At 33.4% G+C, this 21,890-nt stretch carries 16 protein-coding genes; 2 read left to right on the top strand and 14 right to left on the bottom strand.

Going from position 1 to position 21,890, the window contains the following annotated elements; translation table 11 throughout:
• Positions 1-108: 108 nt before the first annotated feature.
• Positions 109-1,035, bottom strand: coding sequence for a malate dehydrogenase (locus ACZ451_RS11390; protein ID WP_464212493.1), 927 nt, complete (start codon positions 1,033-1,035; stop codon positions 109-111).
• Between the two features lie 248 nt (positions 1,036-1,283).
• Here ACZ451_RS11390 and ACZ451_RS11385 point away from each other — a divergent pair, with 248 nt between their 5' ends.
• Positions 1,284-1,640, top strand: coding sequence for a hypothetical protein (locus ACZ451_RS11385; protein WP_464212491.1), 357 nt, complete (start codon positions 1,284-1,286; stop codon positions 1,638-1,640).
• Between the two features lie 66 nt (positions 1,641-1,706).
• On the opposite strand, the gene ACZ451_RS11380 is transcribed toward ACZ451_RS11385, so the two are convergent.
• The 3 genes from ACZ451_RS11380 to asnB all read right to left on the bottom strand — a co-directional run bounded on the left by ACZ451_RS11380 (position 1,707) and on the right by asnB (position 6,831).
• Positions 1,707-2,723, bottom strand: a complete 1,017-nt coding sequence (locus tag ACZ451_RS11380; protein ID WP_464212489.1) for a DUF6588 family protein — start codon at positions 2,721-2,723, stop codon at positions 1,707-1,709.
• A gap of 166 nt (positions 2,724-2,889) precedes the next feature.
• Positions 2,890-4,851, bottom strand: a complete 1,962-nt coding sequence (gene gyrB / locus ACZ451_RS11375) for a DNA topoisomerase (ATP-hydrolyzing) subunit B (protein ID WP_464212487.1) — start codon at positions 4,849-4,851, stop codon at positions 2,890-2,892.
• Positions 4,852-5,160: 309 nt separating this feature from the next.
• Complete coding sequence (asnB, locus tag ACZ451_RS11370) at positions 5,161-6,831, bottom strand: asparagine synthase B (protein WP_464212485.1); 1,671 nt, start codon at positions 6,829-6,831, stop codon at positions 5,161-5,163.
• Between the two features lie 221 nt (positions 6,832-7,052).
• Between asnB and ACZ451_RS11365 the strand changes: the two genes are divergently transcribed.
• Positions 7,053-7,613 carry a DUF2911 domain-containing protein gene (locus ACZ451_RS11365; RefSeq protein ID WP_464212483.1) on the top strand — a complete coding sequence of 187 codons (561 nt, stop codon included), beginning with the start codon at positions 7,053-7,055 and terminating at the stop codon, positions 7,611-7,613.
• A 107-nt stretch (positions 7,614-7,720) separates the two neighbouring features.
• Here the strand turns inward: ACZ451_RS11365 and ACZ451_RS11360 are convergent, their stop codons facing one another.
• The 10 genes from ACZ451_RS11360 to ACZ451_RS11315 form a co-directional block, all read right to left on the bottom strand.
• Entirely contained in the window at positions 7,721-7,990 is a 270-nt protein-coding gene (locus tag ACZ451_RS11360; protein ID WP_464212481.1) for a hypothetical protein, read from the bottom strand.
• A gap of 78 nt (positions 7,991-8,068) precedes the next feature.
• Positions 8,069-9,037 (bottom strand): type I phosphomannose isomerase catalytic subunit, encoded by a 969-nt coding sequence (locus tag ACZ451_RS11355; RefSeq protein WP_464212479.1) that lies wholly within the window; start codon positions 9,035-9,037, stop codon positions 8,069-8,071.
• A gap of 12 nt (positions 9,038-9,049) precedes the next feature.
• Entirely contained in the window at positions 9,050-9,460 is a 411-nt protein-coding gene (locus ACZ451_RS11350) for a 6-pyruvoyl trahydropterin synthase family protein (RefSeq protein WP_464212477.1), read from the bottom strand.
• Between the two features lie 2 nt (positions 9,461-9,462).
• The gene (gene idi, locus ACZ451_RS11345) at positions 9,463-9,990 is read right to left on the bottom strand and encodes an isopentenyl-diphosphate Delta-isomerase (protein WP_464212475.1); all 528 of its coding nucleotides are present in this window, start codon (positions 9,988-9,990) and stop codon (positions 9,463-9,465) included.
• A 108-nt stretch (positions 9,991-10,098) separates the two neighbouring features.
• Positions 10,099-11,088, bottom strand: a complete 990-nt coding sequence (locus ACZ451_RS11340) for a PorP/SprF family type IX secretion system membrane protein (RefSeq protein ID WP_464212473.1) — start codon at positions 11,086-11,088, stop codon at positions 10,099-10,101.
• 8 nt (positions 11,089-11,096) lie between these two features.
• Positions 11,097-13,112, bottom strand: a complete 2,016-nt coding sequence (locus tag ACZ451_RS11335; protein WP_464212471.1) for an Ig-like domain-containing protein — start codon at positions 13,110-13,112, stop codon at positions 11,097-11,099.
• A 31-nt stretch (positions 13,113-13,143) separates the two neighbouring features.
• The gene (locus tag ACZ451_RS11330) at positions 13,144-14,871 is read right to left on the bottom strand and encodes a beta strand repeat-containing protein (protein ID WP_464212469.1); all 1,728 of its coding nucleotides are present in this window, start codon (positions 14,869-14,871) and stop codon (positions 13,144-13,146) included.
• Positions 14,872-16,162: 1,291 nt separating this feature from the next.
• Positions 16,163-16,297 carry a hypothetical protein gene (locus tag ACZ451_RS11325; RefSeq protein ID WP_464212467.1) on the bottom strand — a complete coding sequence of 45 codons (135 nt, stop codon included), beginning with the start codon at positions 16,295-16,297 and terminating at the stop codon, positions 16,163-16,165.
• A gap of 2,210 nt (positions 16,298-18,507) precedes the next feature.
• The gene (locus tag ACZ451_RS11320; RefSeq protein WP_464212465.1) at positions 18,508-19,296 is read right to left on the bottom strand and encodes a hypothetical protein; all 789 of its coding nucleotides are present in this window, start codon (positions 19,294-19,296) and stop codon (positions 18,508-18,510) included.
• 663 nt (positions 19,297-19,959) lie between these two features.
• Entirely contained in the window at positions 19,960-21,888 is a 1,929-nt protein-coding gene (locus ACZ451_RS11315; RefSeq protein ID WP_464212463.1) for an OmpA family protein, read from the bottom strand.
• Positions 21,889-21,890: the final 2 nt, after the last annotated feature.

Below are 21,890 nucleotides of genomic sequence, written 5' to 3'. Positions count from 1 at the left end.
TTCTATAACATAAGATATTTGTTGTAATATGTATTAATTAAGTGGTCATAAAACAAAAGAGCTTCATATAATGATATGAAGCTCTTATATTATTTTTAATACTGAAATTTATAGATCCAACAAGGTGTTTGTTTTAGACACACCTGCTGCACTTTCTTGCATTTTAGCTTTCTCCGCATCTGTTAATTCAATTTCAACGATTTTTTCTATTCCGTTTTTCCCAAGTATTACTGGAACTCCAATACAGATATCATTTAAATGATACTCTCCTTCTAAAAAAGTTGAGCATGGAAACATTTTCTTTTGATCGCATGCTATTGCCTGTACCAATCCAGAAACAGCTGCACCAGGAGCGTACCAGGCACTAGTTCCTAATAAACCCGTTAAGGTTGCGCCTCCTACTTTTGTATCTTGTGCTACTTGTTCTAAACGTTCTTCTGACAAAAATTCAGAAACTTTAACACTATTTCTTGTTGCATGCCCAGTTAATGGAACCATTCCTTTATCACTATGACCTCCAATTACCATTCCATCTACATCAGAAATAGGTGCTTCTAAAGCTTCTGCCAAACGGTACTTAAAACGAGCACTATCTAAAGCTCCACCCATGCCTATAATTTTATGCTTAGGCAATCCTGTAGTTTTATGAACTAAATAGGTCATGGTATCCATAGGATTACTTACTATTATTAAAGTAACATTTGGAGATTGCGCTACTAAGCTTGCAGAAACAGACTTTACAATGCCAGCATTAATTCCTATTAACTCTTCTCTTGTCATTCCTGGTTTACGTGGAATACCAGATGTAATTACTGCAATATCACTTCCTGCAGTAGCAGAATAATCATTAGTAATACCCGTTATTTTTGTATCAAAGCCATTTAAAGAGGCTGTTTGCATTAAATCCATTGCTTTACCCTCTGCATAACCTTCTTTTATATCTAATAAAACAACTTCTGAAGCAAAATTCTTTATTGCAATATATTCTGCACAACTTGCACCAACTGCACCTGCTCCTACTACCGTAACTTTCATTTTTCTATATTTTTAAAATTGATTTTCTGCCATCAAAAGTACTGAATTATAATAGAAAAAAAATATGGATTTATGGTTTAAAAAAGATTTTAGCATAAGTTTCACTTAACCGATCATTCTATTTTGTTAAAAAAAATAGTAATTCAACGAAAAAAAATCAATCAAGCTGCATTACATCGAAAGAATTGTGCTTTATCTCCAAGCTTTTATATATTTATGATCCCAAATACATTTAAAACCTACTTATAATGAGAAAGTATTTCCCATACTTAGCAATTTTTGCTATACTTTTTTTTGCAAGTTGCACAAAAATTGAAGTCAACAATGACCCTATTATTGGCATTTGGTCTAACGAAATCAACAATACTACCAGTTCTAAGACATTACAAGGTCAATCTGAATGGATTTTTAATGATGCTTATTTAGGTAGACTTCATGTAAGAGAACAAAAAAAGATTGTATTGCAAACAGATTTCAGATGGGAAAGGGACGGAGATAATTACATTATATCATATCCTGGCACAGATTTACCAGATGATATTGTTATTATGGCTGATCAAAAATTACAATATGAAAATGGTTACATTTTAGCTATTAGACAATAGACTGATGAAACAATATACATAAAAGACCTATGAAGAATTATAGGTCTTTTATGTATATTGTTTTTCTTATCTAAAACCAAAATTAACACCTATAGATAATGTGTTAAATGCTGCTAAAGTGTAATCAGCATTTAATCTAAAAAAGCCTAATTTTAGTTTTGTACCAACATTAGCAGTAACACCATTTACAGATTTAGAAATTGAAATAGGATCACTTTCTGTTCTAGAGAAAGGACCAACTCCTACGGTATAATCCCCCAAAACATCAATTGTAGATTTTCCAGAAATATAACCTACTCCTCCGTAAAAATTAATTATAGGTAATTTAGTTGAAATTACAGCATTAAAGACTAATGAAGAAAAATTAAGCGCTATAATTTGATCTGAGCCTCCAATACCAGAAATATCGTTAATATTAAATTCACCATCTAAACTTGTATATCCAATGACGCCAGATATCGCAATTGGTAAAATTTTATCTGCTGGTAATAATGATGTAAAATCGTATTGCAAGCCAGCCCCAAATAAGCCTGCTTCTACATCGTCTGTATTTATTTTAGGAATATAACGTGCTTTTACTTCCAATCCCTTTATTAAACCTACACTAGCTTGTAAAAAGCCAGAAGGTAAAAAGTTTAGATTCTCAGCAGCTAAACCAGACGGAAGCGTAAATTGTTGTCTTTGAGTTCCTATACCTCCGGGACCTTCTGCTTCTACAAAAACTTCTATTCCTGTAAGATCTCCTAATACAGAGGCAACTGTTTGTGAAGTACTACCATCTACAAATTGTAAATTTTGGTAATCAGCAGTATTTAAAACAAAAGTCTTTTTATCTTCTTTATTTTTAAATCCTGTTACATTCCCAATAATAGAAATTTCGAACCCACCTAAAGGTTTAGATTTTCCAGAATTATACCAACCAGTAGAAATACCATATACAGTAGCTTCTGATAAAGGTGAGAAATAATCGTTTGCAAATTGATTTGCATCTTCTAAGCCAGCTGAGAAGATATCATTAAAATCTGCTTGAGCCATACTTAAAGAAGTAATACCCATAAAAATTAAGAAAAGTATTTTTTTCATGCTATAAGAATTTAAAATTATGATTATCAATTTAATTTTAAATGTAAAATTACCGTTATATGGTATTTGATCGTAATTTTTAATCCTTATAACCGATTTTTTTACTTCCTCAAAACTAAAAAACTCGTACCTATGGTACGAGTTTTTGTTGTGAAACTAGTATTATTTATGCATCAATGTTCGCATACACGGCATTTTTCTCTATAAACTCTCTTCTTGGAGGCACTTCATCTCCCATTAACATAGAAAAAACACGGTCTGTTTCTGTTGCATTATCTATTGTTACTTGTCTTAATGTCCTAAAATCTGGATTCATTGTGGTGTCCCATAATTGTACCGCATTCATTTCTCCAAGACCTTTGTAACGTTGAATATTTACACTACCATTAAAACTTTCTGCTATTTCATCTCGTTCTTCATCATTCCAAGCGTACCTTTTCTTAGCTCCTTTTTTAACTAAATACAGTGGGGGTGTTGCTATATAAACATGCCCACCTTCTATAAGCTCTCTCATATAACGGAAGAAGAATGTTAAAATTAAAGTTTCAATATGACTCCCATCTACATCGGCATCACACATAATAACTACTTTATGATACCGTAGTTTTTCTAAATTTAAAGCCTTACTGTCTTCTTCTGTTCCAATAGTTACTCCGAGCGCCGTATAAATATTTTTAATTTCTTCGTTCTCAAAGACTTTATGGGTCATTGCTTTTTCAACATTCAAGATTTTACCACGTAAAGGTAAGATTGCTTGAAACTTTCTATCTCTTCCCATTTTTGCTGTTCCACCTGCAGAATCTCCCTCTACTAGAAATACTTCACAAATTTCTGGATCTTGCTCTGAGCAATCTGATAATTTACCAGGCAAACCACCAATACTCATTACGGTTTTTCGCTGTACCATTTCACGCGCTTTAGTAGCAGCATGCCTAGCAGTAGCAGCAAGAACAACTTTCTGAATAATTACTTTAGCATCTTCTGGATTCTCTTCAAGATAGTTCGTTAACATTTCTGAAACTGCCTGACTTACCGCTGAAGACACCTCTCGGTTTCCTAGCTTTGTTTTTGTCTGACCTTCAAATTGTGGCTCAGAAACTTTTACAGAAACAATAGCAGTTAAACCTTCTCTAAAATCGTCTCCTTGAATTTCAAATTTTAGTTTATCTAGCATTCCAGAAGCATCTGCATACTTTTTAAGTGTACCAGTTAATCCTCTTCTAAAACCAGATAAATGTGTTCCTCCTTCATGTGTATTGATATTATTTACATATGAGTGCAAATTTTCTGTGTAAGATGTATTATACATCATTGCAACTTCAACAGGAATACCGTTTTTCTCGCCTTCCATAGAAATTACACTTTTAATAAGTGGTTCACGATTACCATCAAGGAATTTTATAAATTCCTTAAGCCCTTCTTCAGAGTAGAAGCGTTCGCCTAAGAAACCAGAATCACTTTCTTTGTCTTTTACTCTTTTATCAGTGATCGTAATAGCCACTCCTTTATTTAAAAATGAAAGTTCTCGCATTCTATTTGCAAGTGTCTCATAATTAAATTCTATTGTTTGTGTAAAAATAGTATCATCTGGATAAAAAGTAACTTCGGTACCTCTACTATCTGTTTCTCCAATACTCTTTACTGGGTATTGCGATTTACCTTGCTTATACTCTTGCTCATAAATAGTCCCATTTCTAAAAACAGTAGCTTTTAAATCTTTAGATAAGGCATTTACACAGGAAACACCTACACCATGAAGACCACCTGAAACCTTATAGGAATCTTTATCAAACTTACCTCCTGCTCCAATTTTTGTCATTACTACCTCTAGTGCAGAAATGCCTTCTTTTTTATGAATATCAACGGGAATACCACGTCCATTATCCCTAACCGTTAAAGAACCATCTTCATTAATCGTTACAGAAATAGTATCACAATGGCCTCCCATTGCTTCATCAATAGAGTTGTCAACTACTTCATATACGAGATGGTGTAAACCACGTACTCCTACATCCCCAATATACATGGATGGTCGCATTCTAACATGCTCCATTCCTTCTAGTGCTTGAATACTATCAGCAGAATAATTATTTTTCTTTTGCTCGTCTTTATTTGCTTCTTCGCTCATAAATTTAAGATTGTTATTTATACTCATGGTCGTTGCAAAATAAAAAACATAAGTTGATTATTTAAACTTGTGTTTTTTTGAAAATTTAGCAATCTTACAAATATAACGAATCCCCCATCCATTAAAGGGTTTGCATCAATACTACACCCTTAAGTTATCAACAAAAATTGTGGACAAAATGAACCTTAATTTCCTTTTTAAAATATGATTAATACTCTAAACAAAGAAACACCCTAATTGGGTGTTTCTTATGGACTAATTATAATTAAAACTGAATGAGGACAGTTGTTAATTCAAAAAAATAAAAATTTAATTTACATAAGCATCATCATGTACATTAGCTACTGCTCTTCCAGAAGGATCGTTCATATTTTTAAATGCTTCATCCCACTCTAATGCTATTTGTGTACTACATGCAACAGATGCCTCTTGCGGTACACAAAGAGCTGCTGCATCTGAAGGAAAATGCTCTTCAAAAATAGAGCGGTAATAAAATTCTTCTTTTGAGGTTGGTGTTTGCAATGGAAAACGGAATTTTGCATTGGCAAGTTGTTCATCAGAAACCGCTTCTTCTACCACTTCTTTTAAAGTATCTATCCAACTATATCCTACTCCATCTGAAAATTGTTCTTTTTGTCGCCATGCCACACTTTCTGGCAGCATATCTTCAAATGCTTTACGAACTACCCATTTCTCCATACGTTCGCCATTAATCATTTTATCTTTTGGATTAATGCGCATTGCCACATCCATAAATTCTTTATCTAAAAATGGCACACGTCCTTCAATACCCCAAGCTGCTAAAGATTTGTTTGCACGCAAACAATCGTACATATGAAGTTTGCTTAATTTACGTACTGTTTCTTCATGAAACTCTTTATCATTTGGCGCTTTATGAAAGTATAAATACCCTCCAAATAACTCATCTGCTCCTTCTCCTGATAAGACCATTTTTATCCCCATAGATTTTATAACTCTTGCCATTAAATACATAGGAGTTGAGGCTCTAATAGTAGTAATATCATAGGTTTCTAAATTATACACTACATCTTTTATAGCATCTAAACCTTCTTGAATTGTAAATTTAATTTCATGATGAACTGTACCAATATGGTCTGCTACTTTTTGAGCCGCTGCCAAATCTGGAGAGCCGTCTAAGCCTACTGAAAAAGAGTGTAATTGAGGCCACCAAGCATCTTTAGTATCATCTGATTCTATTCTTTTTTGAGCGTATTTTTTTGCTATAGCAGAAGTTACAGAAGAATCTAAACCTCCTGATAATAATACTCCATACGGCACATCTGACATTAACTGACGTCTTACAGCCGCTTCTAAAGCTTCTTTAATCTCTTTGATACTGGTTTCGTTTTCTTTTACTGCATCATATTCCATCCAATCACGAGCATACCATTTCTTTAATTCTCCATCTTTACTATGCAAATAATGACCTGGAGGAAAGAGTTCTATCCTAGTACATGTACCTTCTAAAGCTTTTAATTCTGAAGCCACATAAAATGTTCCATTCTTATCCCAACCCATATACAATGGTATAATACCCATATGATCTCGAGCTACAAAATATTCATCTTTTTCTGTGTCATAAATGGTGAAACCAAAAATACCATTCATTTCATCTAAGAAACTAGGTCCTTTTTCTTGATACAGTGCCAGTATTACTTCACAATCAGATTCTGTCTTAAAGTTATAGCTTCCATTAAATTGCTTACGCAATTCTCTATGATTATATATTTCACCATTCGCTGCTAGAACTAGTTTATTATCATCACTAAATAAGGGTTGTTTTCCAGAAGCGGGGTCAACAATAGCTAAACGTTCGTGTGCTAATATTGCTTTATCATTTGCAAATATACCACTCCAATCTGGCCCTCTATGTCTGATTTTTTTAGACATTTTTAATAACTGAGGGCGTAATACCTCCGTATTTTCTTTCACATCAAATGCACAAACTATTCCACACATAAAACTTATATTAATACAGCAAATATGCGTTTAATGTTTCATTTAAAAAACATAATTACCAAAAATGATTACAATATGAAACTATAATATGTATATTTATTAAAAAAAATAATTTAAAATCAAGTAATTAGCTATAAACCAAGTATTTTGTAAGTTGTACATTCAAGTACCGACTATACTGGTTAAAACAAAAAAATTAAATAAAAATAAAACAAACAAAAATGAAAAACTTACTTAAAATTGTATTTACAGCATTTGTAATGGTTTGCACTACGCAAATGAATGCTCAAAAATTTAGTGGATTAGATAAAAGCCCGGCTGATATTGTTTCTTATCCTAGTAGTTATAGAATTGCTGATAAGACTGTTAAAATAACATATAGTAGACCTCAATTAAAAGGGCGTTCTATCTCAGAACTTGCACCTTTGGGGAAAGTATGGAGAACTGGAGCTAATGAAGCTGTAGAAATTACATTTTACCATGATGCAACTTTTGGTGGTAAAGCTGTTAAAGCTGGCACCTATTCTTTATTTACTATACCTGGTGCAAATGAATGGACTGTTATTTTAAATACAAATTTAAATCAATGGGGGGCCTACTCATACCAAGAAGCTGCTGATGTATTACGTGTAAAAGGAAGTGTTTCTAATGGTGATGAAAGTTTAGAAGCCTTTTCTATGACTTTTAAAGATGTTGAAAACGGAACTCATTTAGTAATGGGGTGGGGAAAAACAAGAGTTTCTGTACCTATTTTAGTGACCAAAATGGATAAAAAAATGTAACATAAAGTATTTAATTACTTTATGACTTATAAAAAAACCAATGAATAACATTATTCATTGGTTTTTTTATTTTAATATATTTTACACTAAGCTTTACCAGGTGAAATCTAGCTTAGTTTATTTAAACTTTCTATTAATTTGGTTGCTTTCTCTTCTAGTTCTACTCTTACTTTTTTCAAATGCGTTTTACGATTATCTACATTTTTTTTGTTCACCTTTTCAATTAAATCATCAAAAATAGTAATAGCTTTATCAATGATTGCAGACCCTTCTTTTGAATTTTTTTTATTATTTGATGCTTCCCAGAAATATACAGCTTCTATAATATCTCCTAAAACGTAATTAATATCTTTTTTTAAATCTCTAATATTTGCCATTGTTATATAATTTATATGGTGCAAAAGTAATCATTGTTCATTATAACAAAATTATTTTTCACAACAAACTGTAATTCCTTAGATAGTAACTTCTAAAAGTGTCACCTCGTTCGTTTTTATTTGAATTTGATCTGTATTAGCTGGAACCAAAATAGTTTCTCCTTTTGCTATTGACGTTGTTGTATTAGAGGATGTTATTGAAGCCTTACCTGCTACACACATAAATATTGTAAATGAATCTCTATTAGATACATCTTTTACAGCATCTTTATCTAAATTTAAATAATTTGTGTTGAAATAGGGACAATTTACCATTTTATTAGTTTGGTTCTTTTTTTTAGTATAGTTTACCCTAAAATCGTCCTTCTTTTTGTAGTCTATTGCATCTAAAGCTAACTCAGTATGTAATTCTCTTAAATTACCCTCCTTATCTTTTCTATTAAAGTCAAAAACACGATACGTTACATCTGAAGTTTGTTGGATTTCCGCAAGAACTACTCCTGCTCCAATAGCGTGTATTTTTCCTGTGTTTATAAAAAAAGTATCTCCTTTTTGTACTTTTTCATAGTGTAACAATTCTAAGAGTGTATTGTTTTCAACACTATTTTGATATTCTTCTTTCGCAACATCCTTATTAAACCCAATAATTAAGTTGGCATCTTTTTCGGTATCCATAACGTACCACATTTCGGTCTTCCCAAAAGAATTATGCCTTTTTTTAGCCAAATCATCGTTTGGATGAAGCTGAATAGATAAGTCTTGCTTTGCATCAATAAATTTAATCAGAATTGGAAATTCTGTACCGAAGCGTTCTGCAACACTCTTTCCAAGAAATTCTTCTGGATACATATCTATCAACTCTTGTAAAGAAGTACCAGAGAAGCTTCCATTAGCAATTACAGAAACATCTCCTTTAACTGTAGATACCTCCCAACTCTCTCCTGTGTTATCAGCAGTAATAGGCTTTCCAAAAACATCTCCTAGCTTAGAACCACCCCATAAACGTTCTTTTAAAATAGGTTTAAATTTTATAGGATAAAAGTTCATTGTTAAAATGTATTAGTTCCCTGTAAAAGTTACGAAATTTCTTGGTGTCTCATACAAAACAACTTCAAGTTCATTTTTAATAGCAATATGCGGGCGTAATTTATTCCAAATAACAACAGCTATATTTTCTGCTGTTGGGTTTAATTCTTTGAAATCTGGAACATCAATATTCAAATTTTTATGATCAAAAGCATTTTCTATTTCACTTTTAATTAAATCTTTTAATATTTTAACATCTATAACAAATCCTGTTTCTTTATCTATTTCTCCAGTAACACTTACAATTAATTCATAGTTATGCCCATGAAAGTTTGGGTTATTACATTTGCCAAAAACAGCATCATTTTTTTCATTACTCCAATCCTTATGATATAATCTATGCGCTGCATTAAAATGAGCTCTTCTACTAACTTTTACTTTCATGATTAAAAATTATTTTGACTTATATGATTATAAAATTTTTCAAAAATAATTTTAAACCATGCTGTATAACGCTCAGGAGATTTGGCAATATCTTTTTGTATTGCTTCGGGTTTCATCCACTTCCAATCTGCTACTTCTTCTTTATTAATTATCGGTTTTTTCACATAATACCCCATCATAACATGATCTAGTTCATGCTCTGTAAGGCCATTATCAAAAGGGGCTTTGTATATAAATGAAAATAGTTCTTTAAGTTCTGTGGCAAAACCCATTTCTTCTTGTAATCTTCTTTTCCCTGCCTCTATATTAGATTCTCCTACTCTCTGATGACTACAACATGTATTGGTCCATAATAAGGGCGAATGATACTTATGTGCCGCACGTTTTTGAAGCATTGTTTCACCTCTATCATTCATTACAAAAACTGAAAAAGCCCTATGCAAAACAGCTTTTTCATGTGCTTCCATCTTAGGCATTATACCTAATTGCTCATCTAATTCATTAACAAGTATTACGTGTTCTTCTTTCAAATTATAATATTTTCATAGCTAAAACAACTCATTTGCCTTAATTACAAAAATAACATCTTTAAAAGTAGTATCAAATAATGTTTAAGATAATAAAATGGGAAAGTACTATTAAAAGAAACGTGGAGATTTTAATTTTCCTTTAGAACTTATAAAATCATATCGAAGGAGCACTTCAAATGAACCATTATTAAATGCAGTACTTCCTAATGCAGTTGTTTCTCGGTCATATGCTATTCCTATAAATAGGCCATCTTCTAATTGAAAGCCAACCATAGCACTTACTGCAGCATCCCATCTATATGCGGCACCTGCAATAAATTTTTCATTAAACATAAAATTTGCCGATACATCTACCTGAAGTGGTGCTCCTTGTACTGCCTTGGTAAGTATAGTAGGTTTAAATTTGGTAAACCTATTAATATCCCATACATAACCTCCTATAAAGTACAAATTCACTTGTTCTTTAGCTGCTGACAAAGAAGATTCATCAAAATGAGTGGTTTCTAGAAATCTAGGTACTGATAAGCCTAGGTAGTAGTTCTCAGTATGATAATAAACTCCTGCTCCAATATTAGGCGCAAATCTATTATCAATATTTTGTTGTAATAATTGATCAATTGGTACTGGGGGCAAAGAGGGATCCGTATTTGGTTCCCTAAATTGATTAAGTAATGAAAAATTAACATCTAAAAGATTAGCACTTGCTTTTAAGCCAAAACTTAACCTATCTTCTTTGGACGTCCAAATAGTGTATGAAAAATCTAAATCAAAATTTGTTTCTGATGATGGTCCAATTTTATCATCTACGATTGATAAGCCTAAGCCTACTCCCCTATATCCTATTGGAGAATGGACATTTATGGTTCTTGTTGATGGAGCACCGTCTAGACCTATCCATTGTGATCTGTGTAAAGCAGCAACACTGACATGACCACGAGAACCTGCATAACCAGGATTAATACTAACAGTATTATACATATACTGTGTATATTGCGCATCTTGTTGTGCAACTATTGCATTAGATATAAACAAGAATATACTACATACTATTGCTCTAATTAGCACTTTAAAAAAGTTATGTTGATTTACAATATTCATGTACTCTATTATCTGTTTATATATAAATATCCTGAAATTGATCTTCTATTTCCTAAGTCATCTCCAAAGTCTATAATGTAGAAATATGTACCTACAGGTAATTTATTATTTGGTTGCAATGTAACTCTACCTGTAGATGTACCATCAAAAACATTTCCTGTGGTATTATATGCTTTTGTAACATATACTAAAACGCCCCATCTATTATATATTTTAACCGTATTATCTGGGTAATTTTCTAAACCACGTATAGTTAACTCATCATGAACACCATCTCCGTTAGGGGTTATTACATTGAATACTTCAATATCTAAAGGTCTAGGATTTACATCTAAATAATCTGGTACTCCATTAGAATTTGAATCATCATTAGCATAATCGCCATCTAAATTCACATCTTCTTCTTCTGTTGGAATCCCATCATTATCATCATCTGTATCCCTATAATCTACTTCTTCATCACCATCTGTATTAGGTAAATCATTTATTGGATCATTTATTTCATCGTTAACATCATCATCTATAGCAATATCTCCTTCATAAGCATCATCTAATCCATCGTCATCTTTATCAGAAGCTAAATAATCTACATCAGAAACACCATCTTGATTAATGTCATTTGCTTCAATACGATCTGGAATATTATCATTGTCACTATCTGTATCTAAATAATCAGGAAGATCTTCTCCGTCTGTATTCTCTGGAATTATTCCAAGATTACCATCTTGTTCATATGCATCGTCTAACCCGTTGTTATTTGCGTCAACACCACTTGGCGGAACATAACCTGCTGTAGTTTGGGCTTCAACATTGTCAGGAATCCCATCATCATCACTGTCAATATCTAAATAGTCCGGAATGGTATCTCCATCAGAATCTGTAGGATTTGTAGCAGGATCGTTATCACCATCCAAGTTTAAATCTTCAAATGTGTCCAATATGCCATCATTATCACTGTCTAAATCTATTACATCTGTCACAATCACGGTAACTGTTGCTGTACTACAATTTGGTACAGGCATATTATCACAAAGTGTATATGTAAAAGTATCCGTTCCAAAATAACCTGGGTCTGGTGTATACGTTATTGTGTCATCCGAAATATCTCCTGGAGTACCATTATCATCTATATTAATAGTACCATTTGATGGATTAGTTGTAGTTAAAGTTCCAAGAGGAGGAACATCATTATCATTTGATAAAATAGAAATCGTTATCGCTGTATCTTCATCCGTTGTCACCATATCATCAATAGCATCAACTATTGGAAGTACATCCACATTCACAGTTGCGGTACTACAATCTCCTAATGAATCACAAACTGTATAGGTAAAAGAATCTGTCCCATTATAATCTGGATTAGGTGTATATGTAACAATATCATCTGATGGGTCATTAGGCGTTCCGTTATCAGCTACATTTACAGAACCATTTGCAGGTGCAGATGTTGTTAGTGTACCTGAAGTTGGTATATCACTATCATTATCAAATATAGGTACTACTATAGAATCGTCCTCATCTACTACTACTAAATCATTCATTAAGACAGCTGCTTGATTCATACAAACCACAGTAAAGCTTGGTAAATTACTAGTATTCCCTGCTTTTGTAATTGAAGCAGTATAACGAGTTACCGTTTGCGTAGCTATCACTACTGGCCGTAATTGATCTCCTGTTAAAATAGGAGTCCAATTTACTGTATTTGGATCTGTTACACTTGCTGAAATATCTAAAGTGACTTCGTTTTCTGGAGAAGTACAATCTGTTAAAATAAAATAGCTTGTGGCATTAGATCCACAAATGGTTCCATCATACACTGCAAAATATACTCCAGGTGTACTAACTTCATAAAAGAAATTGGTTCCTAAAACTGTATTTGTATCGGATGCATTATACCATCTGTAATTATTTTCATCTGTATTATTTGGTGCTTGCAATAGAAACTGAGCATTAGATACAATAACTCCAAATATTGTAAAAACAACACTTAAAAGTAAGGATTTATATGTAGGTTTAAATTTCAAATTTATTTGGTATATCGTTATACTAATTCAATTATTTTACTACAAATACTACATTAATTAATGAATTTAAATCTGCTGGAGATCCTACGATATCATAGGTTAACACACCATCTTCATCAATACTAAGATTTGCAAAAACTGCTGGATCTGCATAAGTAATATAATAGTATAATTCATCAGCTAAATAGGTAGGGATCGCTCCTGGAGCATTTGTACTTGAAGCTGTCAAAATTGGCAATCCACCTATAGTTCCTGGGTTAAGAGTATACTGATCTAAATATTGTTGATAAAGATCTATAGTTCTTCCTGTACCAGTTGTAGAAGCATCTACAGCAATTGATGGTGGATAGAAAATTCTGGCTGCCTTAGATGTAATTGGAGCTATTGCTTCAATTACTTCTTGCACCGTTGTTTCTGCTACACCAGCCGTTGCAGGGCCAGCTCCGTCTGGATCAACACCTAAATCACCATCAACATCTGTAGCTGTACTTAAGCTTACTTCTGTTGTATTTTGATCATCTGTATTGTCTAAGAAAGTACTTAGATCAACGTCTGTACCTGTTCCGTTTTCTATAGATAGTACCAAATCATTTCCTGATAACACAGCACTAGTTAAGTTCTGATTATCGGTACCTGAATTATTCAAAGTACTTAAATCTACACTTGTTCCTGTTCCGTTTTCTATAGATAGTACCAAATCATTTCCTGATAACACAGCACTAGTTAAGTTCTGATTATCGGTACCTGAATTATTCAAAGTACTTAAATCTACACTTGTTCCTGTTCCGTTTTCTATAGATAGTACCAAATCATTTCCTGATAATACTGCACTAGTTAAGTTCTGATTATCGGTACCTGAATTATTCAAAGTACTTAAATCTACACTTGTTCCTGTTCCGTTTTCTATAGATAATACTAAATCATTTCCTGATAACACAGCACCAGTTAAGTTCTGATTATCGGTACCTGAATTATTCAAAGTACTTAAATCTACACTTGTTCCTGTTCCGTTTTCTATAGATAGTACCAAATCATTACCTGATAACACAGCACCAGTTAAGTTTTGATTATCGGTACCTGAATTATTCAAAGTACTTAAATCTACACTTGTTCCTGTTCCGTTTTCTATAGATAAGACTAAATCATTTCCTGATAATACTGCACCAGTTAAGTTCTGATTATCCGTGTTGATACCTGCTATGTTTACTGTATTACCACCAGCAATACTTAAATCAGTACCACTTAATGCTAAGTTTTGACTATCCGTATTGTCTAGGAAAGTACTTAAGTCTACATCTGTACCTGTACCATTTTCTATAGATAAGACTAAACTGTTACCTGATAACACAGCACCAGTTAAGTTCTGATTATCGGTACCTGAATTATTTAAAGCACTTAAATCTACACTTGTTCCTGTTCCGTTTTCTATAGATAGTACCAAATCATTACCTGATAATACTGCACCAGTTAAGTTCTGATTATCCGTGTTGATACCTGCTATGTTTACTGTATTACCACCCGCAATACTTAAATCAGTACCACTTAATGCTAAGTTTTGACTATCCGTATTGTCTAGGAAAGTACTTAAGTCTACATCTGTACCTGTACCATTTTCTATAGATAAGACTAAACTGTTACCTGATAACACTGCACCAGTTAAGTTCTGATTATCGGTACCTGAATTATTTAAAGTACTTAAATCTACACTTGTTCCTGTTCCGTTTTCTATAGATAATACCAAATCATTACCTGATAACACAGCACCAGTTAAGTTCTGATTATCCGTGTTGATACCTGCTATGTTTACTGTATTACCACCCGCAAGTTTTGACTTAATTGTCTAGGAAAGTACTTAAGTCTACATCTGTACCTGTACCACTATAATAAGCTAAACTGTTTTGCACTCATCCGTATTTGTACCTCTAGGAAAGTACTTAAGTCTACATCTGTACCTGTACCATTTTTCTATAGATAAGTCTACTAAACTCTCTGTTAATCCTGATCATCACTGCTTACAAAACCACTTAAGTCTACCGTACCTTAATGTTCTGATTATCGGATACTACTAATATCGATGGTGTTTACCCACTAAGGAATATTCTGTGCATCCGTGTTATTTAAGTCTACTGTACCACCACTCTCTAAAGTAAGGATGTTCTAAACTAATCGCTTGATCATCACTTAAGTCTGTACCTCCATCTTCTAAGGTAATGATTCTAATCGCTTGGTCATCCGTGTTTTACTAATATCGATGGTGTTTAGATGGTACCAAATCACTGCTTACAAAACCATTATCCACTAAGTTATCCGTGTTGATGCTACTAATATCTATGGTGTTTCCACCGGCGATGCTTAAACTGTTACCACTAAGGCTAATATTCTGTGCATCCGTGTTATCTAAGAAGGTGCTTAAGTCTACTGTACCACCACTCTCTAAAGTAAGGATGTTACCACTTAAACTAATCGCTTGATCATCACTGCTTACAAAACCACTTAAGTCTACCGTACCTCCATCTTCTAAGGTAATGATGTTACCACTTAAGCTAATCGCTTGGTCATCCGTGTTGATACTACTAATATCGATGGTGTTTCCACCGGCGATGCTTAAACTATTGCCACTAAGGCTAATATTCTGTGCATCCGTGTTATCTAAGAAGGCGCTTAAGTCTACTGTACCACCACTCTCTAAAGTAAGGATGTTACCACTTAAACTAATCGCTTGATCATCACTGCTTACAAAACCACTTAAGTCTACCGTACCTCCATCTTCTAAGGTAATGATGTTACCACTTAAGCTAATCGCTTGGTCATCCGTGTTGATACTACTAATATCGATGGTGTTTCCACCGGCGATACTTAAACTATTACCACTAAGGCTAATATTCTGTGCATCCGTGTTATCTAAGAAGGCGCTTAAGTCTACTGTACCACCACTCTCTAAAGTAAGGATGTTACCACTTAAACTAATCGCTTGATCATCACTGCTTACAAAACCACTTAAGTCTACCGTACCTCCATCTTCTAAGGTAATGATGTTACCACTAAGCTAATCAGCGGTCTTGGTCATCCGTGTTGATACTACTAATATCGATGGTGTTTCCACCGGCGATACTTAAACTATTACCACTACTAATAATGGTGTTTCCACCACTAAGGATGTTACCAAAGGCTAATATTCTGTGCATCCGTGTTATCTAAGAAGGCGCTTAAGTCTACTGTACCACCACCTAAAGGATGTTACCATAAACTAATCCTTGATACAAAACCACTTAAGTCTACCGTACCTCCATCTTCTAAGGTAATGATGTTACCACTTAAGCTAATCGCTTGGTCATCCGTGTTGATACTACTAATATCTATGGTGTTTCCACCGGCGATACTTAAACTATTGCCACTAAGGCTAATATTCTGTGCATCCGTGTTATCTAAGAAAGTGCTTAAGTCTACTGTACCACCACTCTCTAAAGTAAGGATGTTACCACTTAAGCTAATCGCTTGGTCATCCGTGTTGATACTACTAATATCGATGGTGTTTCCACCGGCGATGCTTAAACTGTTACCACTAAGGCTAATATTCTGTGCATCCGTGTTATCTAAGAAGGCGCTTAAGTCTACTGTACCACCACTCTCTAAAGTAAGGATGTTACCACTTAAACTAATCGCTTGATCATCACTGCTTACAAAACCACTTAAGTCTACCGTACCTCCATCTTCTAAGGTAATGATGTCGCTTGGTCATCCTGTAAGCTAATCGCTTGGTCATCCGTGTTGATACTACTAATATCGAAACTTAAACTGTTTCCACTAAGGCTAATATTCTGTGCATCCGTGATCTCTAAAGTAAGGATCACTGCTTGATCATCTGCTTACAAAACCACTTAAGTCTACCTACCTCCAAAACTAATGATGTTACCACTTAAGCTAATTGGTCATCCTACTAATATTCTGTGCATCCGTGTTATCTAAGAAGGTGCTTAAGTCTACTGTACCACCACTCTCTAAAGTAAGGATGTTACCACTTAAACTAATCGCTTGATCATCACTGCTTACAAAACCACTTAAGTCTACCGTACCTCCATCTTCTAAGGTAATGATGTTACCACTTAAGCTAATCGCTTGGTCATCCGTGTTGATACTACTAATATCGATGGTGTTTCCACCGGCGATGCTTAAACTATTGCCACTAAGGCTAATATTCTGTGCATCCGTGTTATCTAAGAAGGCGCTTAAGTCTACTGTACCACCACTCTCTAAAGTAAGGATGTTACCACTTAAACTAATCGCTTGATCATCACTGCTTACAAAACCACTTAAGTCTACCGTACCTCCATCTTCTAAGGTAATGATGTTACCACTTAAGCTAATCGCTTGGTCATCCGTGTTGATACTACTAATATCGATGGTGTTTCCACCGGCGATGCTTAAACTATTGCCACTAAGGCTAATATTCTGTGCATCCGTGTTATCTAAGAAGGCGCTTAAGTCTACTGTACCACCACTCTCTAAAGTAAGGATGTTACCACTTAAACTAATAGCCTGATCATCACTGCTTACAAAACCACTTAAGTCTACCGTACCTCCATCTTCTAAGGTAATGATGTTACCACTTAAGCTAATCGCTTGGTCATCCGTGTTGATACTACTAATATCTATGGTGTTTCCACCGGCGATGCTTAAACTATTGCCACTAAGGCTAATATTCTGTGCATCCGTGTTATCTAAGAAGTGCTTAAGTCTACTGTACCACCACTCTCTAAAGTAAGGATGTTACCACTTAAACTAATCGCCTGATCATCATCCTGCTAATACAAAACCACTTAAGTTACCTCCATCTTCTAAGGTAATGATGTTACCATAAGCTAATCGCTTGGGATACTACTAATATCGATGGTGTTTCATTCCTAATATTCTGTGCATCCGTGTTATCTGATGCTTAAGTCTACTGTACCACCACTCTCTAAAGTAAGGATGTTACCATAAACTAATCTATGGTGTTAATTGTTGTACCTCCATCTTCTAAATCTAAGATGTCTACTTACCATAAGCTAATCGCTTGGTCATCCGTGTTGATACTACTAATATCGATGGTGTTTCTGTGCTTAAACTATTGCCACCTAATATTCTGTGCATCCGTGTTATCTAAGAAGGCGCTTAAGTCTACTGTACCACCACTCTCTAAAGTAAGGATGTTACCTTAAACTAATCGCTTGATCATCACTGCTTACAAAACCACTTAAGTCTACCGTACCTCCATCTTCTAAGGTAATGATGTTACCCACCATAAGCTAATCTTGGTCATCCGTGTTGGTCATCCGTGTTGATACTACTAATATCTAATCGCTTGATCATCACTGATGTACCTCCATCTTCTAAGGTAATGATGTTACCACTTAAGCTAATTCCATCCGGCGATGTTTAAACTTAAACTATTGCCACTAAGGCTAATATTCTGTGCATCCGTGTTATCTAAGAAGGCGCTTAAGTCTACTGTACCACCACTCTCTAAAGTAAGGATGTTACCACTTAAACTAATCGCTTGATCATCACTGCTTACAAAACCACTTAAGTCTACCGTACCTCCATCTTCTAAGGTAATGATGTTACCACTTAAGCTAATCGCTTGGTCATCCGTGTTGATACTACTAATATCGATGGTATTTCCACCGGCGATGCTTAAACTGTTACCACTTAAAGCTAAGGTTTGGTTATCGGTATTAATTATTGCAGCGATATCTGCTAGTGCTATTGAAAAGCTATTCGAGTCACTATCTGTAATCACTAAATTTGTATTTGTTGCATCAATAGCAAAAGAGGTAATTGTAGTATTTGTATCTGTAAATGAATCACTTAAAGAGTCTAAATTAACAATTATAGGACCTCCTCCATTTTGTACATCTAATGTAAGTTCGTTTGTAACAGCATTAAAACTAAAATCCTGAACTTGTTGATTATCACTAGAAGTTAACTCCCATGAATTACCATCCCAAAAGTAAATAACTCCTGTATTTGTATTTACATAAATGTCTCCAAGATCAGCACCAGCAGGAGTAATAGCTCCAGGTGCTGTAACGGCAGTTCCGCTTAAAACTTCGCAATTACATTGGTCTTCTAAGGTTACGGTAGTTTGAGAAAAAGTAAGACCGAATGTAAGAAGAAATAATAGTAATAATACCTTCTTGTTCATGGTGATTTGGTTTATGTTATTCTTAATCAATTTATTATCGTTGTTTAGGTAAATCATCTGAATAATATCTTCTGGAGAGTAACATGCAGATTCTTACACTCTACAAAATTAACTTTAGGTTAGCCATTGAGAAATATTTGTTGTGTAAGTGTTAAATAGTATTGCCTAAGTGTTAAAAAATGAAGTTTCAATTATTTTACAGCGCAATTTTTCGTCATATTTTATTCAGCAAGCCTTATATAGCAAGGCTTTTAATAAATTACTACGTGGGAAAAAACTTTCGTAAAATATTATTCTCAAAATACTTTCTGAACCATATATTTTGAATATTCTACAAATGGAAAGAGATTATTCTTTTATGAGTCTATATATTCTTTAAAAACAAAAAACTAATAATCGAATTCAAATTGAATAAAAAATATTAAACTTTAGAGCAAACCTCATACTTGATATAAGGAATCAACACAAGGATAGAAATATTAAAGATTATCATGAAAAGATTAAGATGAATACCAACTTAAAATCTTAAGCAAGTTAAGCTAACTTATAAAAATGAGTTTCATTAATGAGTACTATGAAACCTAACTATGAAATTTGTTAATTATGAAGAAACTTATAAAAAACAATTATTTAATTTTGTTAATTATATTATAATACAAAATTTTATTCTATAATAATAAACTCTGAACGTCTATTAAGTTCATGATCTTTTCGAGAGCACCTTACTCCATTACTACATTTATTTACCAATTTTGTTTCTCCAAAACCATCTCCTTGTAAGCGATCTTCTGAAATCCCTTTAGAAATCATATAAGAAACAGTAGATGCAGCTCTTTTTTGTGATAACCATAAATTATAAGAATCCTTTCCTCTACTATCTGTATGTGAATTAACTTTTATTTTTAAGGTTGGATATTTTTCCATTGCTGCAATTACTTTTTGGATTTCTACTTCAGCATCACTTCTGATGTTAAACTTATTTAAATCAAAATATATGGTGCTTAGCTGTAATAATTTTGATAAATCATCGCCAAATCCAGCTGTAACAGCATCCCTTTCTAAGTAAAAATCTATTTTCAATGGAGCACCTTCTTCAGATTTTTCAAAGTATTTTTCGGAGGGTATATAGCCATCTATTAAAGCTCTTACAAAATTCCCTTGATTACAATCTATAGTAAGTGTATAATTACCTTCAGCATCTGTTAAAGCACTTATTATTTCTTTATTATTTTCATCAATAACCATAACTGTTGCACCTACTAAAACTAAATTAGAAATCTTATCTCTTACAGTACCCGTTATTACTTGGTTACAATCTAACTCTAATGGCTTATTTTCAACAAAGCTATATATATCATCCATGCCTAAACCACCATCCCTACTAGATGCAAAATATCCTTTTTTTGTAGCATCATTTATAATAAAAGTAAAATCATCTGATTTACTATTAATAGGTTCTCCGACATTTGCTACAGTTCCATTAAAGGTATTGTTCTTTATTTTAGTAGCAAAAACATCAAGGCCTCCAAGTCCTGGATGACCATCAGAAGAAAAATATAAAACTTCATCACCACTCACAAAAGGAAACGTTTCCCTAGCTTCTGTATTAATAGTATTTCCTAAATTTTCAGGCGTTCCGTAAGTTCCGTCTTTATTTATAGTGACTTTAAAAATATCTGATTCGCCATAAGTACCAGGCATATCAGAAGCAAAAAATAATGTTTTTTCATCTAAGCTAAGTGCTGGGTGCGCAACAGAATAACTATCACTATTAAAAGGAAGTTCAACAGGCTCACCAAATGAACCATCTACAAACTCTGATTTATATATTTTTAACCGAATTACACCTTCTTCATCTTTTACTGGTTTTTTATCTTGAACATTATTTCTTGTGAAATAAATAATAGCACCATCTCTAGTAATAGCACTAGTAGATTCATGTAATCTTGTATTGAGATTCTTATTTAGTTTTGAAACTATATTTGTCTCATTTATTTTATATAAATCTAAAAAGTCTCTTGAATTCCAAGTATGCCTATAGCGTGCAAAATTCCCTGTATCTCTGTCTGAAGAAAATATTAATCCTTCTTTATAAAAGGAAGGAGCAAAATCTGAATATTTTGAATTGTATTGAAAAGGACCAATATTATATCTTCCAGAATTTTTTTTAATGTCTTTACGGTATTCTCTTTCAGATTTAAAAATTGTACCTCTAGAATCTTTTGAAGTAATTTCCGTAAACTTTAGCATTAGTTTATCCGCTTCATCATATGCCTCTAAAGTTCTAAGCGTTTGAGAATATCTAAAGTAAAAGTCTGGTGTTATTTCTGATTCATATTCAGATAGTAACCTTTTATAAATCTTAGAAGCCTCTTCATAGTTCGCATTAAAATAATATGAATTTCCTAGTTTTTTTAGTAAATCGGCTGATACATAGCCTTTATCTAATACTTTCTTATAGATATCAATAGCTGGACGAAAAGAATAGGTCTCATATTTATTATTTGCTTTTTCAAGCAGCTTATTATCTTGAGCAATAATGCTCTTAGATGCAGTTACAATTAGGACAAATAAAAGTATTTTTCTTATCATAA

It is taken from the genome of Allocellulophaga tsushimaensis (assembly GCF_055383085.1).
This window is presented reverse-complemented; position numbering and strand designations above follow the sequence as displayed.